21 protein-coding genes are annotated in these 24,424 nt (G+C 45.9%); 6 read left to right on the top strand and 15 right to left on the bottom strand.

Annotated elements, in window-relative coordinates; all coding sequences use genetic code 11:
- Window positions 1–99: 99 nt before the first annotated feature.
- Together VHA_RS07095 and VHA_RS07090 are read right to left on the bottom strand one after the other, a co-directional pair.
- A complete protein-coding gene (locus VHA_RS07095) occupies window positions 100–870 on the bottom strand; it encodes a helix-turn-helix transcriptional regulator (RefSeq protein WP_005503149.1) in 771 nt (256 codons plus the stop codon).
- Between the two features lie 9 nt (window positions 871–879).
- On the bottom strand, window positions 880–1,410 hold the full coding sequence (locus VHA_RS07090; protein ID WP_005503147.1) for a YbhB/YbcL family Raf kinase inhibitor-like protein: 531 nt from the start codon (window positions 1,408–1,410) through the stop codon (window positions 880–882).
- A gap of 487 nt (window positions 1,411–1,897) precedes the next feature.
- Between VHA_RS07090 and VHA_RS07085 the strand changes: the two genes are divergently transcribed.
- Complete coding sequence (locus tag VHA_RS07085; protein WP_040528430.1) at window positions 1,898–2,176, top strand: hypothetical protein; 279 nt, start codon at window positions 1,898–1,900, stop codon at window positions 2,174–2,176.
- A gap of 59 nt (window positions 2,177–2,235) precedes the next feature.
- Here VHA_RS07085 and VHA_RS18425 read toward each other — a convergent pair whose 3' ends face one another.
- From VHA_RS18425 to VHA_RS07070, 4 genes are all read right to left on the bottom strand, one after another.
- The gene (locus tag VHA_RS18425; RefSeq protein WP_005503145.1) at window positions 2,236–4,599 is read right to left on the bottom strand and encodes an eCIS core domain-containing protein; all 2,364 of its coding nucleotides are present in this window, start codon (window positions 4,597–4,599) and stop codon (window positions 2,236–2,238) included.
- A gap of 151 nt (window positions 4,600–4,750) precedes the next feature.
- On the bottom strand, window positions 4,751–4,903 hold the full coding sequence (locus VHA_RS18820) for a hypothetical protein (protein ID WP_005503143.1): 153 nt from the start codon (window positions 4,901–4,903) through the stop codon (window positions 4,751–4,753).
- Between the two features lie 145 nt (window positions 4,904–5,048).
- Window positions 5,049–6,290, bottom strand: a complete 1,242-nt coding sequence (locus VHA_RS07075; RefSeq protein WP_005503139.1) for a sensor histidine kinase — start codon at window positions 6,288–6,290, stop codon at window positions 5,049–5,051.
- On the bottom strand, window positions 6,262–6,930 hold the full coding sequence (locus tag VHA_RS07070) for a response regulator transcription factor (protein WP_005503135.1): 669 nt from the start codon (window positions 6,928–6,930) through the stop codon (window positions 6,262–6,264). Before VHA_RS07070 ends, VHA_RS07075 begins: the two co-directional genes overlap by 29 nt.
- A gap of 106 nt (window positions 6,931–7,036) precedes the next feature.
- Between VHA_RS07070 and VHA_RS07065 the strand changes: the two genes are divergently transcribed.
- Together VHA_RS07065 and VHA_RS07060 are read left to right on the top strand one after the other, a co-directional pair.
- Window positions 7,037–8,173 (top strand): DUF5666 domain-containing protein, encoded by a 1,137-nt coding sequence (locus VHA_RS07065; protein WP_223173238.1) that lies wholly within the window; start codon window positions 7,037–7,039, stop codon window positions 8,171–8,173.
- Between the two features lie 148 nt (window positions 8,174–8,321).
- Window positions 8,322–9,800 (top strand): EAL domain-containing protein, encoded by a 1,479-nt coding sequence (locus tag VHA_RS07060; protein WP_005503131.1) that lies wholly within the window; start codon window positions 8,322–8,324, stop codon window positions 9,798–9,800.
- A gap of 159 nt (window positions 9,801–9,959) precedes the next feature.
- Here VHA_RS07060 and VHA_RS07055 read toward each other — a convergent pair whose 3' ends face one another.
- The 7 genes from VHA_RS07055 to VHA_RS07030 form a co-directional block, all read right to left on the bottom strand.
- Entirely contained in the window at window positions 9,960–12,548 is a 2,589-nt protein-coding gene (locus tag VHA_RS07055; RefSeq protein ID WP_005503128.1) for a hypothetical protein, read from the bottom strand.
- A gap of 412 nt (window positions 12,549–12,960) precedes the next feature.
- Complete coding sequence (locus tag VHA_RS18815) at window positions 12,961–13,113, bottom strand: hypothetical protein (RefSeq protein ID WP_154124119.1); 153 nt, start codon at window positions 13,111–13,113, stop codon at window positions 12,961–12,963.
- 317 nt (window positions 13,114–13,430) lie between these two features.
- Complete coding sequence (locus tag VHA_RS07050; protein ID WP_005503126.1) at window positions 13,431–14,711, bottom strand: phosphatidylinositol-specific phospholipase C domain-containing protein; 1,281 nt, start codon at window positions 14,709–14,711, stop codon at window positions 13,431–13,433.
- 356 nt (window positions 14,712–15,067) lie between these two features.
- Window positions 15,068–16,516, bottom strand: a complete 1,449-nt coding sequence (gene gnd, locus VHA_RS07045; RefSeq protein WP_005503125.1) for a decarboxylating NADP(+)-dependent phosphogluconate dehydrogenase — start codon at window positions 16,514–16,516, stop codon at window positions 15,068–15,070.
- Window positions 16,517–16,526: 10 nt separating this feature from the next.
- Window positions 16,527–17,246 carry a 6-phosphogluconolactonase gene (gene pgl, locus VHA_RS07040; protein WP_005503119.1) on the bottom strand — a complete coding sequence of 240 codons (720 nt, stop codon included), beginning with the start codon at window positions 17,244–17,246 and terminating at the stop codon, window positions 16,527–16,529.
- Between the two features lies 1 nt (window position 17,247).
- The gene (gene zwf, locus VHA_RS07035) at window positions 17,248–18,744 is read right to left on the bottom strand and encodes a glucose-6-phosphate dehydrogenase (RefSeq protein ID WP_005503117.1); all 1,497 of its coding nucleotides are present in this window, start codon (window positions 18,742–18,744) and stop codon (window positions 17,248–17,250) included.
- A 296-nt stretch (window positions 18,745–19,040) separates the two neighbouring features.
- Window positions 19,041–19,526 carry an acyl-CoA thioesterase gene (locus VHA_RS07030; RefSeq protein WP_005503115.1) on the bottom strand — a complete coding sequence of 162 codons (486 nt, stop codon included), beginning with the start codon at window positions 19,524–19,526 and terminating at the stop codon, window positions 19,041–19,043.
- Window positions 19,527–19,700: 174 nt separating this feature from the next.
- On the opposite strand from VHA_RS07030, the gene VHA_RS07025 reads away from it, so the two are divergent.
- From VHA_RS07025 to trpB, 3 genes are all read left to right on the top strand, one after another.
- Window positions 19,701–20,582 carry a DMT family transporter gene (locus tag VHA_RS07025; protein WP_005503113.1) on the top strand — a complete coding sequence of 294 codons (882 nt, stop codon included), beginning with the start codon at window positions 19,701–19,703 and terminating at the stop codon, window positions 20,580–20,582.
- 2 nt (window positions 20,583–20,584) lie between these two features.
- Window positions 20,585–21,049, top strand: coding sequence for a hypothetical protein (locus VHA_RS07020; protein WP_040528427.1), 465 nt, complete (start codon window positions 20,585–20,587; stop codon window positions 21,047–21,049).
- 246 nt (window positions 21,050–21,295) lie between these two features.
- Window positions 21,296–22,519 carry a tryptophan synthase subunit beta gene (trpB, locus tag VHA_RS07015; RefSeq protein WP_005503109.1) on the top strand — a complete coding sequence of 408 codons (1,224 nt, stop codon included), beginning with the start codon at window positions 21,296–21,298 and terminating at the stop codon, window positions 22,517–22,519.
- Window positions 22,520–22,642: 123 nt separating this feature from the next.
- On the opposite strand, the gene manA is transcribed toward trpB, so the two are convergent.
- Both manA and VHA_RS18620 read right to left on the bottom strand, forming a co-directional pair.
- Window positions 22,643–23,830, bottom strand: a complete 1,188-nt coding sequence (gene manA / locus VHA_RS07010; protein WP_005503107.1) for a mannose-6-phosphate isomerase, class I — start codon at window positions 23,828–23,830, stop codon at window positions 22,643–22,645.
- Window positions 23,831–24,017: 187 nt separating this feature from the next.
- Entirely contained in the window at window positions 24,018–24,371 is a 354-nt protein-coding gene (locus tag VHA_RS18620) for a DUF5522 domain-containing protein (protein WP_226926518.1), read from the bottom strand.
- Window positions 24,372–24,424: the final 53 nt, after the last annotated feature.

Here is a 24,424-nt window from a genome sequence, read left to right as displayed (position 1 = left end):
CGTTGCACGCCCTACGGTTGGTTGGACATGCTCATGTCTTTTGATCAAAGCCATCATTGCCAAACTCTGTTCAAAAAAGGGAAAGTCGGGGGGTAAACGTTATAAGGTCCGAACATATTCTTTGGGTGAAAGCCCAAACACTTCTTTAAAGCGGCGAGAAAAGCGTGCTTCTGATTGATAACCACATGCCAGCGCCACATCGAGTTGGGAGCGGGATTTTTGCATCAGTGACAGCGCATAGGTCATGCGTGTATGAGTCAGTATATGACGGAATGATGTGTCTTCAGCTGCAAGCTTACGCTTTAGCGTTGCTGGACTCATCGAAAAATGAGCCGCCACGACCTTAATGTGATGTGTATCACCGGGGTTAGCGCTGAGATAGCGGGCAAGTTTTTCCTTCATTGAAGTCTCTGCGCCGGGAAATAGCAGATGCAGGGCATTTGCTGCTTGTAGCTCGGCGTAAAACCCCAGTAAAAACTGTCTTTGAGCGGCTTCTGACAGTGATTTTCCCGCCATGTCATATAAGGTTTCAAAGCAATAAGCCAGTTGCGGAGTCACTGCTAACCTTGGTTCCTCGGTGACTGATATTGGTTGGCTTTCTGCTAACCATTCACGCGGCGGTGGTTCCAGGAAGGTTAATGTGTGCGAACAGAAATCAGTTTGAGCTGGTTCATTAACGAATGTAAGGGAATGACTGGCTGGAATCACCAGCCAGTCTTGGGATGAATATTGATGTGAGCGATCGTGCCACCAAAGTTGTTTAAAACCACGGCGGACCCAGATAATTGTCGGAGCGTAAACCGACACATTACGCAGTGGCTGTTTGGCAATGCCACGAAACTGGCCTGTACGCACCAACGCTCTCGTCATGGGGTTTCCTTATTCGCTGACATAGGTTGCGGTCAGTGTTGCTTTATCCAACGCCGTGGCATTTAGCATGTAACCAATCAATGCATTGGATGGATTCTCGGGTAAGGCCAGTTTTTCCGTAGGCATCGCCCATACTGTAAATTGATAGCGGTGCATACCGTGTCCTTTGGGTGGGCAAGCCCCACCGTATCCAATGGCACCAAAATCATTTTCCATTTCGCGCGCCTGTTTTAATTTGCCGGAGGCGCCCTGTGGCACACTGGTTGTCGTAGCAGGAATATCCAGAGCGACCCAGTGCCACCAACCGCTGCCTGTTGGTGCATCGGGATCATAGGCGGTGATCGCATAACTCTTGGTCCCTTCGGGGGCATCTTTCCAACTGAGTTGTGGCGACAGGTTATCGCCGGTGCAACCAAAGCCCTGAAATGCAAAGGTGTCAGCCATTCGTGAACCTTCCTGAATATCGTGACTTGTCAGGGTCAATGCTTGGCTGTTAAATGCTGCCGCCGCGAGAAATGGAATGAAAACAGTAAATTTCATTTTGGTTCTCCTTTTCTTTGAAGTGAGCACCATCATATCGGTCGCCGATAGGCGTGAGTTTACAAAAAAGCTCATAACAACACTAAAAAACCCATAAATTGAGCTTTATGGATTTTAAATTGAGTATGAGTTGGGTCAAGCCCGGTGACAAACACGTTATCTTGCTGCACTAAAATGCCTGGACTTGTCAGTGGTGGTGTGAAATGCCTCCTGAAGGGACCGCCATCAGTTAGCGGCTCAGATGCAATACGTCAGCCTGTCCTTCAATAATTCTCCCAGATAGTAAAAGATCCTCATCTATCTTATTGATCTTAAAGAAAGTGAAAAATCAATACCAATTGAGTCATGAATCGATATGGCTTTTTTTTAATTTTTTTTCATAAGAATTTTTTTTAATTTCAGAGGAGTATTGTTTGTGTTTCCGGACATGTTCTGTTGGTTTTTATGATCATGTCCCTTAGGTATTTATCGCCAATAGAGAACGAATATGTTTAAACAGCCTTTAGAGTCAGTGTACGTAACGATGAGTCCTGTAAAAGAAGAGGGCGATTATGTCGAAATGAAAGACATGCCACCGCCGCTACCTGCAAAGACAGTCAGGAATGTGTCACCGGTGATCCCTCCTCTGAGTCCGCAGATACTGGCCATGCCAGTAGAGGAACGGCAAGCTGTATATAATATGCTAAATGAATGTTCACGCTATCTTAAAGAACATGGGGAATATGAATCAACAGTATCTCAGATTCCACAGTTTCCTGTTTCGTAATTCACCTAAAATCAGGGCTGTTGACCTTTTGCAAAATAACCTTGAAACGTCAACAAGCCTTAATCAAGCAGCTGGATATTTTCAGGCCTGACCCATCTGGCTTTTCTGATGTTGGTGTAGCTTCTCAGCTGGCGGAGGTTATCTCTTGTCGCGGGTGTTTGTGAAAAAAGCCGTTCAGTGGCGTTGTCGGCGGGAAACACTAACGCAGCGGAAACATTATAGCCGGGGAAGGCCGGGTCAAGGTTCACGACGCGAATCGCGCCGCCTTGATGGGCCGAGCGGAAGGTAATGGGTATATCGACGCTAACGCGCTCTGAGCCATTCATAAAGACAAGTTCATCCGGTATTCGCAAGATGTAGAACCGCGGTGAGGTGTTGCCAAGTGTTAGCGAATGGGTGGATTCATCATCAAAGCCGGTGATGCCCCCCCATTCGACATGTTGCAATTCAGCCCGGCCTGTTGCAAAGGTCGCCAGTTCCTCTCTGGGGAATGGTGTTCGTAATGCCCGTGTTGCGGCCCGCTGGATAGGCGGGATCCAGACGGTCTGTGTCGATTGCCGGCTTCCTTGTGGTGAGGCGTGAATTTCCGGTGTGTTGCGCCAGGTCCGCCTTGCCTCATCTTGTGTCGCACCATGATAATACATGACGCTTCTGAACACGGCACCGGGTTGTATCAGGCTGTCTGGCGGGGCTTCCTGCTGGGTATAGCGAAAGACCAGCAAGGTGCCCATTTGTCGGTGTTCACTCCGGTAGGTTTCCAGTGATGTCCTGATGCCCGCCAATGCTTCTTCTACGCGCTGCTGCTGAATGTAATCGTTGATTTCATTGAGGATAAAGTTAGCGCCCATAAATGCAATGGTGATCCCTGCGCCGATGGCTTCACCGCGCGCCGAAGGTCCACCCACATTCAGGCCCGACATGTTTGGCGTTCCGATGGCGGCCGTGGTTCCATCCCCGGCCGGCGCCCTTCTGGCTGGTGGGGCGCGATACAGCGGGGCATACCTGACCAGCCTGACCCGTGGCATATCCGTGCGTTGCGAGCCCATTGCAGCGGTGCGTGGCCGTACTGTTCGTGTGCCACGTTGTGCCTGGCGTTCCGGTAACAGGACTTCCAATCCCACACCTAACTCTCTTGCCGCCGTTCGTAGTGTTTGCATGCAGTTTGCGCTTCCTGGTCCACAGGGGACCTGATCAAGAACGACCACTAATCTGCCGCCCTGAATATCGGCGCCATGTGGTATGGCCCGTCTCAGTGCCGATGTTGCGCCCTGTTCAGCGTGTGGTGCACGGTATTGGGTGTGTTCACCGTAACTGAGCGCTACCTGATTGCCCTGAGCATCTATGAGCTGCATGGAGGCAAAGACGGTTGAACCGGCAGGTCTAGATGTCCGGGGAACGTGAGCAGGTCTCCCTGTGGTCGCCGGGCCGACTCCCCGGCCAACACCGGCTGGGTCTTCAATTACCTGACCTCTCCCTGGGCTGAAATGCCACGCCCGCTGGTCGGTAATGATGCGAAACATTTCCTGGGGAGTGAGGGGGGTTCTGGTTGGGCCTGACCCACTTCCTCCGCTGCTTACCAGCGTCATGGTTGCAATCTGCGGAGTAGGGGCTGGCGTCGAAGCACTGGAAGCGGGCAGGCGGGGAGGTTGGGCAGGCGGAGGCTGGGGCGGAGTGGGTGGTTCTGTACTCAGCTCACGGCTTTGCCGTTCATACTCCATCATCTCAAGGTATTCACGCAAATGATCGTGTTCTTCTGAATAGGTTTCCTGACTGTTCAGCCATTCCAGCAGCAATTCGATTTGAGTGTTGAGTTCGGCCGTTGTCATGGTTTCTACGTTTTGCCGGGAACGTAAAGAGGCAGGTAATGCCTGGCGCATGATGGATGCTCTTCCCTGACGTTGCTGAACAACATGGGCCAGTTCATGGGCGATGAGTGATTGCCCTGCACGGGTATGGGGAGAGTATTCTCCGCGACCAAAAGCGATATGGTTGCCTATGGTAAATGCCCGTGCGTTCAGGGTTTGGGATGCGGTATGGGCTGCCGGGGAGTTATGAATTGTTACCTGTGAAAATGGCTGGTGAAAGTATTGGCACATTGCTGACTGTAAAGAGGACGGCAATGGCGCTCCCTGTCCTGATAAGTAATTGGGCGTTGGCAACCGGTGCTGGTCTGACTTTGGTGTCGATGGGGTTTCCTGATCGGGGTTTTCTGTCACGTGATGGTGGAACAAATCACCGGCTGTTTTTGCTTCAGCTTCCCCTGTTTTTTGACGGGTAAATTGCGTTGAAAGGCTAAAAGAAGAGAGCTGTGTTTGGGGGGAAAACCGCTGAACCGGTGAATGTGAGTCTACACGGTTTGCTCCCGAGACCTGAACCTTGTTTTGATATTGCGTTTTTGCGGTTGTTTTTTGTGCTGCGTACATGGGGAGATCTTTGATCCGGGCGTCACCTCAATGTTTAAACATAGGCCCGTTGTGTTTATTGCGTCGTATTGGATCTGATAATCCGGAGCACACGTTTTTTCTTCCGGTCACCGTGAAAAATCAGGACAGCGTTATGCTGCCCTGTGTTTTATTATCCTACATCCGGACGCGGTGTTTGTGGGCCTGATGGTGGGAGGTTGGGTACGATAATCTGTGGCATTTCGCCATTCAGGGACTTCAGGAATTCGACTACTCTGTCGGCTTCTGCATCTGTCATTTTAGAGTTAAGCTGAACGTCAGCCATGATTTTCACTGCGTCTTTCAGATCTCATACAGAACCATCGTGAAAATACGGGTAAGTGCGCTCAATCTTGTATGGCTCATGCTTTACGTGCGGTGCTGCAAGGCGGAATTTAAGAGGAAAAACACCCAATCGATTTTCACCTCTTTTAAGATGAAAATCTGACGGTGGCTACAAACTGATAGCCATTATCTTCAGTGCTGAATGCCCAATGCATCCGTTCGCAGATACGCTGCACGATAACCAGGCCACAACCGTATCCTGCATTATAGGTTTCATGGCCGTTATGCCGGTTGGTGATAGTAAGGGTGTGCGTAGACAGAGAAATGTCAATATCACCAATGCTATAGCTGAACGCATTTTTGATCAGGTTATTGATGATGATTGAGATAAAGCTTGACGGGGCATGAACGGTGGCAGGAGCAGAGATAGAAAGCTGATAGTTGGTCCCTTGTTTGGCGAAAAGTGGTGCCATTTCTGTCAACTGTTGGGTGAGCGAATCATTCAGGCGTTGGGTTGAAAAATGGTGATCTTCAATGTGTGCTTTGCCAAGCAGTAAAAACGCTTCTGTTAACACACGCATTTGAGTGCTGGCTGCTTGTAGTCGTATTACCGCCTTTTGGGCAACAGAAGGCAACGTGGGTATTTGAGCCAGTAAATCTGTTGAACCTTGTATCACCATAATAGGTGTGCGTAATTCGTGTGACGCAAATCGACTGAATTCTTTTTCTCGCTGAAAATACGCCGAAATATCATTTTTCGAATCGAGCAGGGCCTGTTCAATCAATCGTGTCTCTTCGTATTCCGTATCTACATCAAAAACGGGTTCATTCGGAGGCATTTGCATAATTTTTTGTTTTATTCGGGTTAAAGGGTGCGCCAGTGAATACACCACATAACTGCCGTAAAGGACCATCAATAAAGACGAAACCGCCCCGATCAGTAATGTATTAGTGTGGAGACTTGATTCATATTCATCCAAATAGTCGTCAGCATCATCCTGAAAAACGATATACATCAGATCGTGTCCAGATGGGTGAGGGGCAACAAGAAAGTGTTTATCTTCTGTGCCAAGCACATGCTCGAAAAAGCCGGGTGTTTGATATGCTTTCAACCAATCGGGTGCGGATTGTTGACTCAAGTATGTTGAAAATTCAGACGGGTTTGGCAGCGCGGCGGCGTCTCCGACTTTCAAGTATTCTGTTCGATACTGTTTGGCTTCTGTATCCAGCCAGTGATGAAGGCTTATTACTTCCATCTGGTTTTGTGCCTGATAGATAACCATGCCGAAAACAGCGAAAGTGATAATGATGAACAAGCCAAAACTTAAGAGTATCTTCCAATAAATACTTGGGTAATGTTTAGGCTTTGAGTCGATAACCTTGTCCATGAATGGTCTCTAAACGTGATTGTTCAAAACCGCGATCCAGTGCGTTGCGAAGTCCATAAATGTGACTGCGTAGTGCGTCACTGGGTGGGGAATCATCTCCCCATACCGATTCTATCAAGAGTTGTTTACTGACGATCCCCGGTGCATGGCGTAACAATACCTTCAGTATTTTCAGCTGAATCCGGCTGACTTTGATTGGTTTATTGTCCCGTGTGACTTCTTCAGTTTGGTTGTCGAGACAAATATCGGCGAAGGTGAGTTTTCCCACATCTTTTCTGGGGCCCCGATTCGCCAGGGCGTGTAACCGCAGGCAAAGCTCTTCCATGCTGAAGGGCTTTAATAAGTAGTCGTCACCACCGGCGTTGAATGCAGCAACCTTGTCCTCAATGCGATCTTTGGCTGTGAGAAACAGGATCGGAGTTTGGCAAAGGATCTCTTCACGCAGCTTTTTTACCGCCGATATGCCATCGGTCTTGGGCATCATGATATCCATAATAATGACATCATATTCATTCTCTTGAGCCAGACGAACCGCGGCTTCCCCATGATATGCATGATCGGTCACCATGCCCTGAAGCTCAAGATAGTCCGAGATGGTTTCAGCAACATGATGACTGTCATCGACAACGAGAATTTTCATTGTACCACTGCCTTTCTTTACGAACGCTTCACGTTTGGCTGTCTATGATACAGGAAATGAATTTGGATATTGTCAATCAGAGGGCTCATAAGTGAAAAAGTTAGCAATGATTTCAGTCGTTAGTTTAACCCTGACAGCATGTGGTGGGGGTTCAGGCAGTGATCAACCTGTTAACGCAACTATTAAACCGGCAGCAGTGCAAGGAACCGTTGACGCTATATCTGGCAACACAATTACGGTGAACGGCTATACCTACCCTGTGGCGAATGTGAGCTATGCTGGGCAAAATGTTGAACTTACCGATGTTAAGCCTAACATGTTGGTTTCAGTCTCCAGTGCGAACGGTTTAGGACGCGCCGTAGGTGATGTGCAGGTTACATTGGAACCCACAATTACCGGTGTTATCAGTAATATCGATAGCAGCACGGGAACATTCACTGTTAACGGCGTGGATCTGACATTTTCTTCACTTCCTGCACATATTCAGGATGGTGATTGGGTGATGGTCTCCGCATTGCCAACAGCCGCCGGCGGTTATCAAGTTCTTTCTGTGGTGGAGTTTGCAGACTCTTCTTTACACGGATTCTATGAAGTGGAAGGCGTGGTATCGAACCTTGATACGAACAACCAGACATTTACTCTGGGGACATCTTTGAGCGTGGATTACGCCAATGCCTTCATCGAAAATGGAGCAATGCTATCGAATGGCTTGTGGGTGGAAGTGACAGGTGAATTTACCGCTTCAACACTGAACGCCACAAACGTCGAAGTAGAAGACTATGATGACATCAACGATGGCACCGAAGTTGAAGGGTTGGTGACTTGGGTGGCGAACGACCAATCCTTATTTGAACTCAATTATCGTGGTCGATTTATTGTTACTAATGGCACGCGTTTTGAGGATGGCTTTAAAGCCTTATTGAAACAGGGAGCACGCGTAGAAGTGACGTCACGCCGCTCGGGTGGTAGCAACATTGCGACAGAGGTTGAGTTTGAAGATGAACGCTATGACAATGATTGGGCAGACAACGATCGTGACATAGAAGGGGTTGTTCAAAGCACGGATGTGAGCACGCAAAGCTTTGTGGTTTGTGGTGTTACCGTATATACAAACCACAATACACGCTATGAAGATGGACTATCGTTTGACACACTCAATGGAAAACGTATCGAAGTCGAGGCTTATGTCGTTAATAGTGACTATATCGCCAGTGAGATTGGCGCAGAAGACAGTGACGACTAATATAATAGCCTAGCGTTAAAAACTTATTTAAAATTAAGCATCCCCGCCGCATATCAAATTGTAACGGGGATTTTCATATATCTTGTTTTGGGGAATCACCAAACGCGGTAGGATTGACTAACGATATATTGTCCTGGGGTGAGGAACATTGAAAAAAACAATAAAAATCACCGCATTATTTCTTGGGCTTGCGCCCTTGTGTGCTCTGTTTCTTGCATTCAATCCTCTTGTTGTCCTGGTTCAGTCGACCATGCAGGAATCTAAGGCACAAGAACTAAACGAGTATGTAGAGGCTCGCTCTGATCATATCAATAATGTGATCATGCAACAGTTGTTGAAATTTAACTACGATTGTTCTGAGGCTGATATTCAAACTTTGCATAACCCTTTGTTTTATAACCATTACGTTCGATTTGTGGGCATGTATACGGCTGATGGGAAATCCTGTTCAACACTGGGAGACTTTATCGGTATCAAAGAGTTACAACATGATGAATCAACACATTTTCCTATAGGGTTTCGTGTAGGGTTAACTTCAAACGAACATGCGGAATTCTTTATTCAATATTCATTGAATGGACACCATCTCTATTGGGTGCTTGATAACAGCTGGGTGAGCGAAAAAATTAACGCTCGATGTAAAGACTGTTATTTTGTTAAATTCAACTATAACGATAAAGAACTTAGTCAACTCTCTGTTATTCGTGGTAATGAAAACATTCCCTTAGAGGATGATTTTTTAGAGTATAAATTAAAAAATAGTGATCTAAATATTGATATAGACGTTTTTACCGGAGCACAAGCACGTGACTTTGCAGCGCACTTGTTATTAATCGTTGGCATTCCTGTATCAGCTTTGTTGGGTCTTATTTTTGTTCTGATATATTTTGTTTTTCAAGGGCAAAAAGAGTCGATTACGGAACTGATACAAAGAGGGATAACACACAATCAGTTTATTCCTTACTACCAGGCTATCATTAATATTACAACAGGTAAGGTCGTCGGTTATGAGGCATTGTTGCGCTGGAAAAAACATCATGAGATTGTGCCTCCTGGTATGTTTATTGGCGCCGCTGAAGAGAGCGATCTCATTGTTCCCATTACTGAAAAAGTGATTCGTAAAATCATTAATGATTTGCAAAAATTGCCAAAAGAAGTTTGGGTGAGCATCAATATTGTGCCGTCTCATTTGGAAACGTCGTCACTGTCAGAGTTGTTGGCAGAGCTGAATTGGCCGAGTCCACAACGGATAAAGTTTGAAATCACTGAACGGATGCCGTTTAAAAATCTGGAACGGGCCCAAAAAGAGATTTTATATCTGCAAAATAAGGGATATGAATTTAAAATTGATGACTTCGGCGTCGGATTTGGTGGCTTTGCATACCTCCATACCTTGGGGATTACAAGCATCAAGATTGATAAGTTGTTTGTAGATACCATTGGTTCGAGTGATGGAAAGCGAAAAATACTCGATTCAATCATTAAGTCAGGCTGTGATATTGATTGTGAAATAATAGCCGAAGGCGTTGATGATGAAGCCCAAGTGGCTTATCTCAAACAGCGTGGAGTCAGGCTGATTCAGGGCTTCTTTTTTGCTAAACCTGAACCTTTAGAAAATCTCATCTAGATTTATTGTAAATGCACCATGCATATACGTACACATTGCTATGCAGCCTAAAGTAATTAGGCTGCATAGATAGCGCCGAATTAAAATTATATTACTTATGAATTAAATAAAGATTAAGACGCTATATGTAGGATCATTTGTACATAAAAATATCAGTTTTTATAATCTAGAAATATCTGGGATTTCTTTAAATTTCTCGATATTATTTTTATCCCTAGGGTGCATATTAAGAACCCTTAACACTCTTGTTCTGAAACTGTTTCCGCTAAGAGTGGTCTGTTTATAGGTATCTGGTTTCCACCATTTTTCATTTATGATGTCAAGCCACGGAGACACTTGTCGTTCTAAAAAGTCTTCGAAAAGAACCTTAGCCTCATTAAATATCTCTTCATTGAACGGTTGTTCACTCACATTTTTCATAGCATCGAAGAATTTAGTTTCTAGTTTTACTATTTCTTCCTTCTGTATGACAGTGGCTCGATCTTTTAGTTCTTTGAAAAAGAAAGAAACTTCTTTTGATAATGCACTGTCTTTATCGGACATGTTTTTAAAAAGTTCCACATAACTGTGTTTATTTTGGTCAAAGAAATGCTTCCATTCATCATTGTCTATTTTAGACCCGTTGTTTGTATAAGCATGGTTGAATCGAGCAATAGTATATGTTAAATCGTGAGTGCCAATGTGTTCTTTACTTATTTTTGTTTTACTTTCGCTGGCACTTAAACTAGCGCCCAAAACAACACCTGCACCACCAGATGCACTTATACTTCCTCCCAGGTTGGTTGCTACAGCTGTACGAGTAAACTGTTTTCTCCATCCTTTATCCCCAGGGAAGTTATCATGTTGACTATAATTAGGTTTAAACCATCGAGAGACATGTGAAAGCGTAACACTACCACTCATGTCAGGGGTAAAACTCACCGAACCAACAATATCACTAAGCCCCTGACCTACTAGTATTTCATTTATTTTATCATTCAGTGTATTGATGTTTAGCATGCTGAGTGCTGCTGAAGCCTGGCCACTTACAATAACATCAATATATTTGCCATCCCTTACCCGGCTGCAATGCTTAAAGTCTCGGTGATTGATCTCCAGTTTTCCGGAGAAAGGACCTACTGATAATCCAAAACTGGATTTATTATCTGTTATTTTCAACTTCAATACTTTAGGCAGCGTGGTTAATTTTCTGAGCTTCACTGCTGAGCATGCGAAATCAGGGTTATATATTAACGCCTCACACCTCTTGATGGCGTCCATGTCATCAAAGTTAGCCTCAATAAGAAGTTTGCTTATATATGCATGGCTGGCTGCTGCAAACTGTAAAAATTGATGTCTGCCTATTGCTGACCATCGATCTTCGATGGCATACTTCTCTGCCTTCAGAGCGCGTTTCAAAGCGTCATTGGCGTTATTGTTTAACTTTTCGCCATCGTATCTCTTTACAATACTGTTATAATTAGAAACATCTGCTTCCAGCATGCCTAACAGCTTTAATAAATTTTCTTTGCTGCTATCTAACTCAATTTCATCTTTTATTTTAACGTAGAATTCAGGTGGCAGTTCACTGACTCTTTTTAGATCTTCTACAAATTTCTGATATCCTTCTGCTTCAATATCAATTACGGTTAGCGATTGATTAGCTGATAAACCTACACCCACGCTTAGATCTTTTAGCCCTGCATTCGTTTTTCCGCCTATATCGGCTGAAGTCACACTTATATTTGCTTCATTAGGTGCAGTGTTAGAGGGTTTTATACAAAAAATATCTGCATTCAAACCTAGCACGGAACGCATTAATTGATTAAGCCTGATTGATGTGTTGGACGCATCTCGTTGTGCTTGATGTAAACTTTTAGTTGAACTTGATGAGAGCTTGTCAACAAAAGAGTTTTTCATTTTACGTAACGAAAATCTAACATGCTCATTTCTTGCAAAGTGTTCTACGGATGAGTACTCTTTCTGCAAAACTTTTTCTGTTTTAACTTGTCCTTTAACGCCTAAGTTAGCTACGGTAAAATCACAGTCTGCCCCACCATTTAGAGATAATCCATTTGAATGCTGTTCAAATATAGTTTGGTCATCATCAACAAATACATTTCTCACCATGTCAGCGCTTAATCCCGCTGTAACACTTTTAATGATGCCTGTTGAATTGGCTTTAGCACCAAATCCATAACCAACGCTTCCGCCTACACTAACAGTGTTCTTGAATGCAGCGCCAGCTTCTTGCATAAACCGTAACTCAGTAATTCTTTTCAGAAGATGCTGGTCACTTTTCATTTTTACCCAGCTGCATTCCATCTGTATATTAATTAATTTTGTGAGTTCTTTTAGCTCACCTTTTGGTAATAATCCTGAGAGTTTATCTAGATATAGTGCCAGTAATGCTAATTCATCTAGGGTGAATTTTTCATCACCACCGCCATTTACAACCTTGTTGATATTACTCAATGCAGAATTTAACTTACTGCTTGACTTTAAGGTTCTAATTTTTGCCTCAAGAGCGCCTATGACTACTTTGATGTCTGATCTTAAAACACTACCATTTTCATTATTGACTTTAATTAAAGGCTTTTCAGCATATTGTTCACTTTCTGCTTGTGAAACATGACTGTCTAGAGATGTCGTTCTGTTTTTTTTGTTCGATACTTTCCGTACTTCTAGGGGTACTTCATTACTGTTAGTTAAAGCTACTTCATTTATTCTGCAAGTATTGACTGTTGCATTCGGTGTAATAATTGGCATTTAACATCATCCGTTTTTGTTGAGTAAGACCTGTGGGATTATATGAAGTTAAATAGACAGTAACGTGATATACATCCAAAAAAAATTTTTTTTGTTAAGTTTTTATCTGTCACGTAATACATGAAAATAATATGTGTTTTTATGAACACAATCGTAATTATATGATTGTAAGGCATGTGAGATAATGAAAATATATGACAAAGCCTAATTGCTATTCTCAGACATCTTTGTATGATTACAGGGTGATTTTCCATGCAGCCTAACGTGTTTGATGAGTACGTCAGGCTGCATGGATATTTAAGAGTTGAATCGGCTGTAATAGTTAAGAGTTAGTACTGATAACTCAGTTTATAGGATTTCGCCACTGTTCAATCAGTCATACTTTATCGTTTATGGATTCCTATTTTTTTCATTAATCTTGTTTTTTATCAAGAGCATAATTAAGACTTTTATTGATATCAAGCTCTTCCCACTGACTTTTATGCTCTTGCAACCAAGGTTCGACAAGTAAACTGAGAAAATATTCAAACTGTTCTCTAGCTTTTCCAAAATTGGTATCGCTCATCTCTTTAGCATAGTCACCAATGGATTTTTAAAAATCTGCTTGAAACTGCTCTATTTCTGATATTTTTTCTTCATTGGTTACCACTCAAGTCCATATGAGGTATTTTTTAATTTCAATATTTGAACCATTTTTATTTGATTCCCCTTCTTTCCGTCGTTATAAAAATTTGCACTTTGACAATTCGACATGATGCCTTTCATAAAATATTTCCCTCACTGACATCCATGGAGACAAATGAAAATTAATTTGTTTTTTATTATATAGAAGAAGCAGTGAGCGTTCTGCTTCCTCTTTGTATTATAAAATTTAGTGAATCATTATTTCTTTAGTATTCGAATTGAGCTGATCTTGTCATTGAACATATCAGCATTTCCTTTCATGCTACTCCTTGTATAATAGTCTCCTTGATAGTTTTCATGTTCATAAAAACGCACTTCCCAGTTTGATGGCATTTCCCATGACGACATAATGTCATTGAATTCATTGCCTACATACGGCATATCATTAAAAACTGCTAAGCTTTTCCCTTGTTGGTCGTTGTGTTCATAAATAATTAAACTTTTAACCTTCGACTTTCCATTTGACTGAATAATATTGTCGACTAATCGACCGCCTGGAAAATCCATAACAACAATGCCAAGATGTTGGGGAAGTTTAGCTTCTTCAATCCATTTATTTGTTAACTGGTTTGTACCTGAAAAATAAATACTGCAAAGATCACCTAAGCAAGAGCGTCTTGGAAAGTCAGGATACTTCTTTGCGTTTGTGGTTGATATGCCAGTCCACAATTGTGGTGCATGAGACTGAGGACTAGATTTTCCACTTGCAACAAAATAGGGAAATGAGCCCACTGAACCTGATAGATAATTCAAGGATAGTCTATTTTTATCTATTGAATAAAAATGTTGCTTTACTAATTCCCATTTTTTATATAGGTCCCAGTTTGTTGTGAGATGGTATTCATCTTGTATATTTAAACTTGATCTTTCTATACCAATGTGACTTCCAAAAACATTAAAGTCCCGTATAAATACAAATTTACCTCTCACATCGTCTAGCAGTGGATTATTAGATTTTGGGATAGCGTTGTAATGTTTATATTGCTCTAAAACTTGGTTAAATCGGTTGAAAAATTGGTGTTCGTGATCACTTGCCCCGCCTTCGTTTTGTATTCTAATTAAGACTGTTTCCGATGGGTTACGAGCCAAAAAATTTGATACTTTGGAAAGCAGTGAATCAAATGTCTGATGTTGGGAAATCGGACCATGATAAGCCCATAGATCATTATTTCGATACTTGAAACGGACATCAAGATAGCGAATCCCCATCTCTAGCTGATCTGCAACATCTAGGGTTTGCGTTGCAGGAATATCTCCACCATGCATTGATAATGAGTTATGTGTGCCGGGTATGGAGATTTCACTCAGCCTTTTATTTCCATCGATTGCGCGCATCCAATCTTGGTTTGTATAGCCAGCATAGTTATCCCAAAGATATGGAAGGTCATAGCCTGGAACCATTTCACCATCTAAGGGAGAAGATATGGCACTTGATGAAAAAAAGATCATAGATAAAGAGAGTAATAACGTTTTATTCATATTTTTTCTCTGCTTTAGATATGGTAATTACATTTTGTTTTTATTAATTAATCACTGCCAGCTTGTCTACATGCTGATAAGTGTTTCAATTTATTGTGAAATCTCATTTCACCGTAAAGTATTATGAATGAGTCTCAATGAAATATTTTTGATAAAATGTGATAATATATGAAAAAACGGCGTCAGCCTGAGAATATTTGTGAGTTTATTGAATAAATAGAAATTGTATTTGCGGGGTTCTTTGAGGCTGTCATCAAAAGGAAATATCTGCGAGTAAAAGAAAGGATGGCAGGAAGAAAAAAGCCAGTCAGAATGACTGGCTTGGGGAAGAAAAAGGCCTTTGGAATCAGACCATGTTAGCTATTGTACGTGGTCGACACTGTGTCGCCGCCTTTACCTGTCCAGTTGGTGTGGAAAAATTCACCACGCGGACGGTCTGTACGCTCGTACGTGTGTGCGCCGAAGTAGTCGCGCTGCGCCTGAAGCATGTTGGCTGGCAGGCGGGCTGTGGTGTAACCATCCAGGAAGGTTAGTGCCGATGACAGGCCTGGAACTGGCAGGCCAATTTCGAACGATTTCGCGACCACTTTACGCCATGAACCCATGCAGTTTTCAAGGATGTTCTTGAAATACTCATCAGAGCCCAGGAACTTCAGATCTGGGTTTTTCTCGTACGCATCGCGGATATTACCAAGGAAAGCGCTACGGATGATGCAGCCACCGCGCCACAGCAGGGCAACGTTACCGTAGTTCAGATCCCAGTTGTATTGTTCAGACGCTTCGCGGATCAGCATAAAGCCTTGTGCGTAAGAGATGATTTTTGCCGCCAGCAATGCTTGGCGCAATGCTTCCAGCCATGCTTCGCGGTCACCATCTACAGCACCAATTTTGTGTTGGAACAGGGCTGCCGCTTCTTCTCGCTCTTCTTTACGGGCAGACAGTGCGCGGGCAAAGACAGACTCGGTGATCAGTGTCAGTGGAATACCAAAATCCAGTGCGTTGATGCCGGTCCATTTGCCGGTGCCTTTCTGACCTGCGGTATCCAGAATTTTCTCCAGCACGATGTCACCATCTTCGTCGCGGTAACCCAGAATGTCAGCACTGATTTCCATCAGGTAGCTGTCTAGCTCCGTTTTGTTCCACGCCTTCATGGTGGCCTGCATTTCATCGTGGTTCATGCCAAGGCCTTCTTTCATGAAGTGATAGGCTTCACTGATTAACTGCATATCGCCGTATTCAATGCCGTTGTGAACCATTTTCACAAAGTGGCCTGCGCCTTCTCGGCCAACCCAGTCACAGCACGCTTCGCCGCTGTCGGTTTTTGCTGAGATTGCCTGGAAGATAGGTTTTACAGCAGGCCAGCCAGCAGGGTTACCACCAGGCATGATAGAAGGTCCGAAACGCGCGCCTTCTTCACCGCCGGAAACGCCGGCACCGATAAAGATCAGGCCTTTTTCTTCCAGCGCTTTCATACGACGGGTGCTGTCAGGGTAGTTAGAGTTACCGCCATCAATAATGATGTCGCCTTCTTCCAGCAAAGGTGTCAGTGCATCGATGAACTGGTCAACAACCTCACCCGCGCGCACCATCAGCATCACTTTGCGTGGTTTTGCGAGCTTTTCTACCAAGTCTTCCAGTGAGTAAGCGCCAACAATGTTGGTGCCTTTCGCTGGACCTTCCAGAAATTCATCGACCTTAGAGGTTGTGCGGTTGTAAGCAACAACGTTAAAGCCGTTGTCGTTCATGTTCAAAATAAGGTTCTGGCCCATTACCGCCAGACCAATGACACCGATATCGCCTTTCATTTATTTCTCCTTACGCCAATGCCTTCGCGGCAGCAGCATCTAAATACCATTCAGTTTTGCCGTGTGTTGATTGAATATGCGCAGCCGGGTAGGGCAGGTCAGCCTGCGCGTTGTCACCGTGGATTGCTTCAATCATTTCGGCTTTGCCTGCTCCCAACACCAGATAGCTGATGCGGTCAGCGTTGTTCAGTAGGCGCGCACTTTTCGAGACACGTAATTGGCCGGATTGCGGGTGTGCCGCCACGACGGTCAGGGCGGGTTCATCATAATCAGTTTGCCCTGGGAACAGTGACGCTGTGTGGCCGTCATCGCCCATGCCTAGCAGGATCCAGTCAAACGCGGGCAGGCCATTTTTTTCGGGTACTGTGGCGTTGATTTCGTCTGCCAGACGTTTTGCTTCGTGCTCTGGGTCATCTTCACCACGAATGCGGTGGATGTTCTCAACCGGGATTTGAATGTGGCTGAACAGCAGAGCGTAGGCTTCGCCGTAGTTGCTTTCTGCATCGTCCGGCGCCACGCAGCGTTCGTCGCCCCACCAGAAGTGGAGGTTCTGCCATTGAATGCTGTCAGCCCATTCTGGCCGGGCCAGCAGTTTAAACAGCAGTTTGGGTGTGCTGCCGCCGGAGAGTGAGATATGCACTGGGCGTCCTTCTTCACTCAGGCTTTTCATTGATGACGCCAGCTCAAGAACCACGGCGTCAGCATTGTCGAGAATGCGGAATTCCTTCATATCACAGCTCGCAATATTCTGTATTGGTGAGGTTTTTACAGGGATAGCGCCATTCGCGTCCATCGCGTTTCAATAGCTCGTCTGCCTGCTCTGGGCCCCAGGTGCCGGCTGCATAGCCAAACAGGGCATCTGGATTTTCCTTGTAGCGCAGGATGGGCTCTACAAACTCCCAGCACGCTTTCACAGCATCGGAACGGGCAAACAGGGTGGAGTCCCCTTTGATCGCATCCAGCAGCAGACGTTCATACGCGGTCAGCAACTGGGCTTCCTGAAGGCTTTGATAGTGAAACTCCATGGAGACTTCTTTGGCCTCAAACCCTGCCCCCGGTTTTTTCAAACCAAAGCTCATCAGGATACCTTCGTCCGGTTGGATTCGGATGATCAGTTTGTTTTCCGGGGCGTTTGCGCCGAATACCGGGTGCGGGGTTTTTTTGAAGTGAATAACCACTTCCGTTACACGGGTAGGTAAGCGCTTACCGGTACGCACGTAAAACGGCACGCCATTCCAACGCCAGGTGTCGACAAACATCTTAAGGCCGATGTAGGTTTCTGTGCGTGAATCATCGGCGACACCGGGCTCTTCACGGTAACCGGGCAAGGCTTCACCACGCACGTTAGATGCGGTGTATTGTCCCAGTACCAGATTGTTTTTCAAATCTTCGTCACTCAGCGGACGGAAGCTTTGCATTACTTTGGTGACTTCATCACGGATGGAGTCGGAACGGATCGCTGCTGGTGGTTCCATCGCCACCATACCCAGTACCTGTAACAGGTGATTCTGGAACATGTCGCGCACTGCGCCTGAATGGTCGTAGTAGCCGCCACGGCCTTCTACGCCAAGGAACTCGGCACCGGTGATTTCAACGTAATCGATGAAATTGCGGTTCCACAGCGGTTCAAACATGCCGTTAGAGAAACGGAAAACAAACAGGTTTTGTACCGTTTCTTTACCCAAGTAGTGGTCAATGCGATAAACCTGATCTTCGGCAAACTGGTGATGCAGGCTGTCGTCCAGTGCTTCTGCGGATGCCGTATCGTAACCGAAGGGTTTTTCAACAATCAGCCGTTTCCAGCCATTTGTCTGGTCATTTAACTGGTGGGCGGCCAGACACTCTGGGATAACGCTGTACAGACTTGGCGGTGTTGCCAGGTAGTAGAGGTTGTTGTGCCCTGTGTTGTGTTTTTCGCTCAGTTCATCCAACCGGGTAACCAACTGCGCGTAATCGCTTGGTTCGGCAGGATCAATAGGGAGATAGTAAAGGTGTTGGCAAAAACGTGAGAGCGTTTCTTCGTTGACCTTTTCGTTTTCCGTTAAAAACGCTGCCAGTTTCTCGCGGAATGCTTCATCTGAATAGTCGGTGCGGCTCACACCGAGGATCGTGAAGTTTTCCGGCATCATGCCATTCGCATAAAGGTGATAGAAGGCTGGGATCAACTTACGCTTGGTAAGATCACCGGAGGCACCAAAAATCACGATATTATTGTTTTCTTTCGCCATATGGACTTCCCTACAATGGGCGATAATTTGGACGTAAATTGACAAAAGTTAAAGGGTCATCAGACCCTTAAAATCACGGGATAACATAGCAGTATTTTTCATTGTGAATGATTGGTTTTACCTATTCTTTTGATAGGTTTTTTCTTGAAATACCAATCAAACTTAGCGCCAGTTCAGCAATGTCTGGATAAATGAACTGTTTATGGTCACTTTTCTTTCTTTATCCTACCACTGAACCCGTAAGAAAATTTGAGTGAGGGAGAAAGGGAGGCGCAATGTCACCCCCCCAATCACGGTCATTTGTATAATTTTACGTGTGCTTCCATCTCTTCGCCGATCTGCTTTCGCATGTTCATCAACCGAATCGCGGATTGCTCCAATACTTTGTCTTCTTCGGTTTCCGGTATCCATTTCGGGATTGATGTAGGTTTACCTGTTTCATCAACGGCAACCATGATGACGATACAGTGTGTGGTAAGACGGTTTTTCATCTCTTTCGGGTCACTGGCCTGCACATCGATGGCAATGTGCATTGAGGTATTGCCGGTGTAAATCACCTTGGCGCTGACTTCAACCAGATTACCAACATGGATGGGTTGCACGAAACGAATGCCTCCGGCATATGCTGTGATGCAGTACTTTCCACTCCAGGCCGCTGCGTTGGCGTAAGCGGCAAGGTCAATCCACTTCATCACCGCACCACCGTGAACCTTACCACCGAAATTGACATCTCCCGGCTCTGCCAGAAAGCGCAATGTCATGTCCCTTTTTCCTGTACCCATTGTTTCCATCCTTACTGCTTGGGGTTGATATCTTATTTATAATACACCTAAACAACCTGAAGATGCCTGAATTCAGAGGTTATCAATGCCATAGGCAAACCCGTCTTCCAGTGTGATAATGCGTATCCCCATCTATGGGGATACGGCTTGGTATTTTTTATTTTGTGGTGCGAGATGTTGTCTGAAAGACGCGCTTCTTTGATTTTGCTTGCTGCAACGGTATTGGCAGCCTGGGGTTGGATTTTTTCGAAAGAGGCGATTCAGGGCATGCCGCCGTTTGGTTTTGTCGGCCTTCGTTTTATTGCAGCCTCCCTGTTTCTGGGTCCTTTTTGTCTTAAGGCGCTGAAACGTGTTGATACGCATGATCTCCTTCGCGCCGCCGGTGTGGGTAGCTTGCTCTCTTGTGCGTTGCTTTCCTGGATTTACGCCATGTCGGTGAGTGCTTCACTTGGTGAGGGAGCATTTATCATGAGTCTTTCTATGTTGTTTGTGCCGCCGATTGCCTGGGTGCTTTTTAAGCAAAAGCCGCCACGTATATTCTGGGTGTCGATGCCGATTGCTGTGTCTGGTTTGTCGCTGTTATCACTCGGTGGTGTAGGGTGGCAATTGTCAGCCAGCCAAATTTGGTTTTTGTTAGCGGCTGTTTGCCTCGCTATCCATTTCAATGTCAATAACCGCTATGCGCAGCGGATCCCTGCGCTGGTGTTGACCTGTATCCAGCTTTTTGTCACCGGTGTAGTCGCTTCGGTTGTGTCATTGCTGACAGAGACCTGGCCAGAGCAGGTGCCGTCGAATATCTGGGTTTGGTTTTCGCTGAGCGTTGTGGTCGCCACCAGTCTTCGCTATTTGATGCAGACGCTGGGGCAAAAAGGGGCGAGTGCGGCCAATGCCGCCATCATTATGATCCTTGAACCGGTCTGGACAGTGGTGCTCAGTGTTGTGTGGTATCACGAAGCCATGCCCGCCCATAAAATTGCCGGTTGTTCGTTGATCCTGGCGTCATTGCTGATTTACCGGGGGATAGCCCCCCTTCAACGGTGGCTTCGGAGAAAGTAACCATGATCACTGCTTTAAAGAATGCATATATGGGCGAGCTCTATGGCATCGCATTTTTCCGGTATTTTATTGACAATCGGAAAGACGGTGACAAGCAGGGCACATGGCAACGTTTGCTGGACATTGAGCTGTTGACCGCCCAACGATTACGCCAGGGGTTAGAACTGCTCGGTGAACAGGTGCCTGAAACGGATGAAGCCATGACATCCAAGGGGATGAGTGATGCCGAAAAGTGGGCCAATTTACCCTGGCCGCAATTGATTGACACCATGGTCGATTGGGTTGCGCCCTACCAGCAACGCTATCAAGCCAATACTGATGCGGCGACGGAATATCTGGATCTGTTTACGCTTGTCAGCGACCATGAAAATGCGATTTATGACTTTCTGTTGGCAGAGAAAAATGGTGCAGCAAATCCCGGCGCTATTCTCGACGGCTTTTTAGCTCTCTATTCAGGGACAGCATGAATTTTTACGGTGGCGTCAATCAGTGGCTTCGCTATCCAGTCTGACACGCGGTGGGCAACGCCAGCAACTGAATGCCTAACGCCGCGGTTTGTGACCCTCTTCTCCTTCTGGCGTCACAAAACCGCGGCTTTACCGTACTGCTTCTGCTTTAATCAATATATTTTGTATGGACAACTCAACCGCTCCCTTTTGATGTTACGTCAAGGCTGGGGGGCGGTATAACAAGGAAGCGAGTAGGAGTACCCAATGCAAAATTCCTTTGACCATACACTGCCTGATGCACAGGGATATTTCGGCGAATATGGTGGCAGCTTTATCCCGCCGGAATTGGAATCCATCATGGTTGAAATTGCGGCTGCCTATGAAGAGTGTCGCAAGGATCCGGCATTCAGGGCTGAGCTGGCACGTCTTTACAAGCATTTCGTCGGTCGGCCAAGTCCTATTTTTCATGCAGAAAACCTGTCTAAAAAGTACGGTGCAGATATTTACCTGAAGCGTGAAGATCTCAACCACACCGGTGCGCACAAGATTAACCATTGCCTGGGTGAAGCACTGCTGGCAAAAAAAATGGGCAAGAAAAAGCTGATTGCTGAAACCGGTGCAGGGCAGCATGGCGTAGCGCTGGCAACGGCTGCCGCGTTGGTCGGGCTGGAATGTGATATTTACATGGGGGAAGTGGATATTCGCAAAGAACATCCGAATGTAGTACGCATGCGCATTCTAGGCGCTAACGTTATCCCGGCAACCCACGGACGTAAAACGCTGAAAGAAGCGGTAGATTCCGCCTTTGAAGCCTACATGAAAGACCCGGTAAACCAGCTGTACGCGATTGGCTCTGTGGTGGGGCCACACCCATTCCCGATGATGGTCCGTGACTTCCAATCCATTATTGGTAATGAAGCGAAGGTTCAGTTTCAGGAAATGACCGGTGGCTTGCCGAGGAATCTGGTTGCCTGCGTAGGCGGCGGTTCGAACGCGATGGGGTTGTTTACGGCATTTCTGGACGATGAGGGCGTCGCCATTCATGGTTGTGAACCTGCGGGGCGGTCGCTCAATGTTGAAGGTGAGCATGCAGCTACGCTGACACTTGGTGAACCCGGTATTATGCATGGTTTTAAATCTTACATGCTGAAAGACAAAGATGGCGAACCGCAGGAAGTGTATTCGGTGGCAAGTGGCCTGGATTATCCGTCCGTCGGCCCGCAGCACAGCTACCTGAAAGATTCGGGACGCGTGAGCTATGGCACGGTCAGCGATGATGAAGCGATTGATGCGTTCTTTGAACTGTCCCGCCTTGAAGGGATTATTCCGGCCATTGAATCGTCACATGCTGTGGCGTACGCCTTTAAATTGGCAAAGCAGGGTGAGAAAGGTTCTATTCTGATCAACCTGTCAGGCCGTGGTGACAAAGATATCGATTTTGTCGTTGAAAATTACGGGAAGGAATACGGTATTGGGTCCCTGACTTGATTTAAGGTAGGTTGAATAAGAAGAGCCTTGCGTAAAGCGAGATGAATAACAGAAAAGGACGCCCAGCAGATGCTGGGCGTCCTCATTTATAGAGGGCTGCAAGGCGTGTTCGGGTACCAAGGCTTAGTTGTAGGCGCGTGCAAAGGTACCGTCGCAGCTCACTAGGTATTCGCCCACATACGCAGGAATGAATACTGACTGGCCTTTGTTCAGTGTAACGCGCTCACCGCTGGCGTGTGATACCGTCAGAGGAGCATCAACGGCAATCAGAATTTCTGCACTTTCCGTGTTAAGGGCTTCATTCTGGGTGTTGCGGTACACACTGAATTTGAAATCAACGACAGGAATGGGGTAGTGAAGCGCATTGCCTTCAACGCTTGGTGCCAACAGGATGCTGTCCTTTGGCATTGGTACGCAACGGGTGCAGGCAATCAGTTCAGCCACATCCATATGTTTCGGTGTTAGGCCTGCGCGCAAGACGTTGTCCGAGTTCGCCATGATCTCAAGTCCTGTGCCTTTGATGTATGCGTGCGGCGTGCAGGCATCCAAGAACATCGCTTCACCTGGCTGAAGGGTCAGGGTGTTCAGGATAAGCGGTGAGAACAAACCAATATCGCCCGGATACTGCTCTGACAGGGTCAGCACCAGCGCAAACAGTGCATCAGACGAGTGGTCTTGTGCAAATGCCAACAATTTTGTGACTACAGCGTCCTTGGTTTCGCCGTTGAGTGAAAGCAGATCGCCAAAGAAATCACTAAGGCCTTGCTCGCTCTGGTTTGCTTCAAGTGCATCAACCATCGCCGACAGTTCTTCGATGTTGATCCGGTGGAAAAAGCCCAGAATTTCGCTGTAATCGCGGAAACCATTCATTGCCTGATAGGGCGTGAGCGCAAACACCAACTCTGGTTTATGGTTGGCGTCTTTGTAATTGCGAACGCTGGCTGAAAGGGGAATGCCCGCCGCGTCTTCTTTGGCAAACCCTGCTTCTGCCTGTGCTTTGCTTGGGTGTACTTGTACCGACAACGCCTTTTCTGCGCACAGCACTTTGAACAGGTATGGCAGCTCGCCAAACTGTTTGGCGGTGTCCCGGCCCAAAATGCTTTCCATATCTGAGCGAATAAACGCTGACAGCAGGGTCTCTTTGCCATCGTCAAGGATTTTGGAGCAGCCGTTTGGGTGGGCGCCCATCCAGATTTCAGCTTGTGGTTTGTTTTCCGGATTTGGCATGTTGAAAAGCTCGGTTAGTGCGGTACAACTGCCCCAGGCATAATCCTGGATTACGTTTTTCAGAGGGAAAAAATGTGTTGTCATTGTTCTTCTTAAGGCCATTAAAATCTAGAAAAGAGTCTACCAGATCCTGATTGCTACTTACTGATCCTGCACAATTTAAAACACTCTCCTAACCCGATAACGTTCCTTGGTTATTTGGCGGTAAACGGCATCACCGGTTGGATAGGGGTGTCTTCGTGATTATGCCCGCATTTCTGTAACTTGGTGATCAGGATTTTCCATAAGGGCAATGCCTGCAACCATTGCCACAACAAGAACCACGCTTTAAGTGATACCACGCAGAGAAGACATAACGTCCTTTTTCTATGGTGTAATCCAATCCTTCAACCAAGGTTTTCTGATCACGGTAGGGCTTCGCCAGACGAATCAAATCATTGGTAGTGTATTGCTGATAAAGGCTTTCCAGTTTTTCGTTAATACGCTTGGCAAGACACTGTTGGCACAGGCATGACAGACGATCGCGCTTTGGGGTTGGAAAAAGGTTTGGATACTGCATACACCAGCATTGGCCGGTTTCAGCGGTGCAGGAAAGTGCATTTCCGCACTCAGGACATTGGCTCATGGGAATATCGTGATTTGAAACAAGGGCGTCATTATGGTCACATCCGCGATGAC

It is taken from the genome of Grimontia hollisae CIP 101886, assembly GCF_000176515.1.
Lineage (GTDB): Bacteria > Pseudomonadota > Gammaproteobacteria > Enterobacterales > Vibrionaceae > Enterovibrio > Enterovibrio hollisae.
This window is presented reverse-complemented; position numbering and strand designations above follow the sequence as displayed.

Bases quoted from the DNA above. Each gene is read 5' to 3' on its own strand.
- VHA_RS07095 (WP_005503149.1), bottom strand. From the start codon at position 870: ATGACGAGAGCGTTGGTGCGTACAGGCCAGTTTCGTGGCATTGCCAAA.
- VHA_RS07090 (WP_005503147.1), bottom strand. From the start codon at position 1,410: ATGAAATTTACTGTTTTCATTCCATTTCTCGCGGCGGCAGCATTTAAC.
- VHA_RS07085 (WP_040528430.1), top strand. From the start codon at position 1,898: ATGTTTAAACAGCCTTTAGAGTCAGTGTACGTAACGATGAGTCCTGTA.
- VHA_RS18425 (WP_005503145.1), bottom strand. From the start codon at position 4,599: ATGTACGCAGCACAAAAAACAACCGCAAAAACGCAATATCAAAACAAG.
- VHA_RS18820 (WP_005503143.1), bottom strand. From the start codon at position 4,903: ATGGCTGACGTTCAGCTTAACTCTAAAATGACAGATGCAGAAGCCGAC.
- VHA_RS07075 (WP_005503139.1), bottom strand. From the start codon at position 6,290: ATGGACAAGGTTATCGACTCAAAGCCTAAACATTACCCAAGTATTTAT.
- VHA_RS07070 (WP_005503135.1), bottom strand. From the start codon at position 6,930: ATGAAAATTCTCGTTGTCGATGACAGTCATCATGTTGCTGAAACCATC.
- VHA_RS07065 (WP_223173238.1), top strand. From the start codon at position 7,037: ATGATTTCAGTCGTTAGTTTAACCCTGACAGCATGTGGTGGGGGTTCA.
- VHA_RS07055 (WP_005503128.1), bottom strand. From the start codon at position 12,548: ATGCCAATTATTACACCGAATGCAACAGTCAATACTTGCAGAATAAAT.
- VHA_RS18815 (WP_154124119.1), bottom strand. From the start codon at position 13,113: ATGAGCGATACCAATTTTGGAAAAGCTAGAGAACAGTTTGAATATTTT.
- VHA_RS07050 (WP_005503126.1), bottom strand. From the start codon at position 14,711: ATGAATAAAACGTTATTACTCTCTTTATCTATGATCTTTTTTTCATCA.
- gnd (WP_005503125.1), bottom strand. From the start codon at position 16,516: ATGAAAGGCGATATCGGTGTCATTGGTCTGGCGGTAATGGGCCAGAAC.
- pgl (WP_005503119.1), bottom strand. From the start codon at position 17,246: ATGAAGGAATTCCGCATTCTCGACAATGCTGACGCCGTGGTTCTTGAG.
- zwf (WP_005503117.1), bottom strand. From the start codon at position 18,744: ATGGCGAAAGAAAACAATAATATCGTGATTTTTGGTGCCTCCGGTGAT.
- VHA_RS07030 (WP_005503115.1), bottom strand. From the start codon at position 19,526: ATGGGTACAGGAAAAAGGGACATGACATTGCGCTTTCTGGCAGAGCCG.
- VHA_RS07025 (WP_005503113.1), top strand. From the start codon at position 19,701: ATGTTGTCTGAAAGACGCGCTTCTTTGATTTTGCTTGCTGCAACGGTA.
- VHA_RS07020 (WP_040528427.1), top strand. From the start codon at position 20,585: ATGATCACTGCTTTAAAGAATGCATATATGGGCGAGCTCTATGGCATC.
- trpB (WP_005503109.1), top strand. From the start codon at position 21,296: ATGCAAAATTCCTTTGACCATACACTGCCTGATGCACAGGGATATTTC.
- manA (WP_005503107.1), bottom strand. From the start codon at position 23,830: ATGACAACACATTTTTTCCCTCTGAAAAACGTAATCCAGGATTATGCC.
- VHA_RS18620 (WP_226926518.1), bottom strand. From the start codon at position 24,371: ATGAGCCAATGTCCTGAGTGCGGAAATGCACTTTCCTGCACCGCTGAA.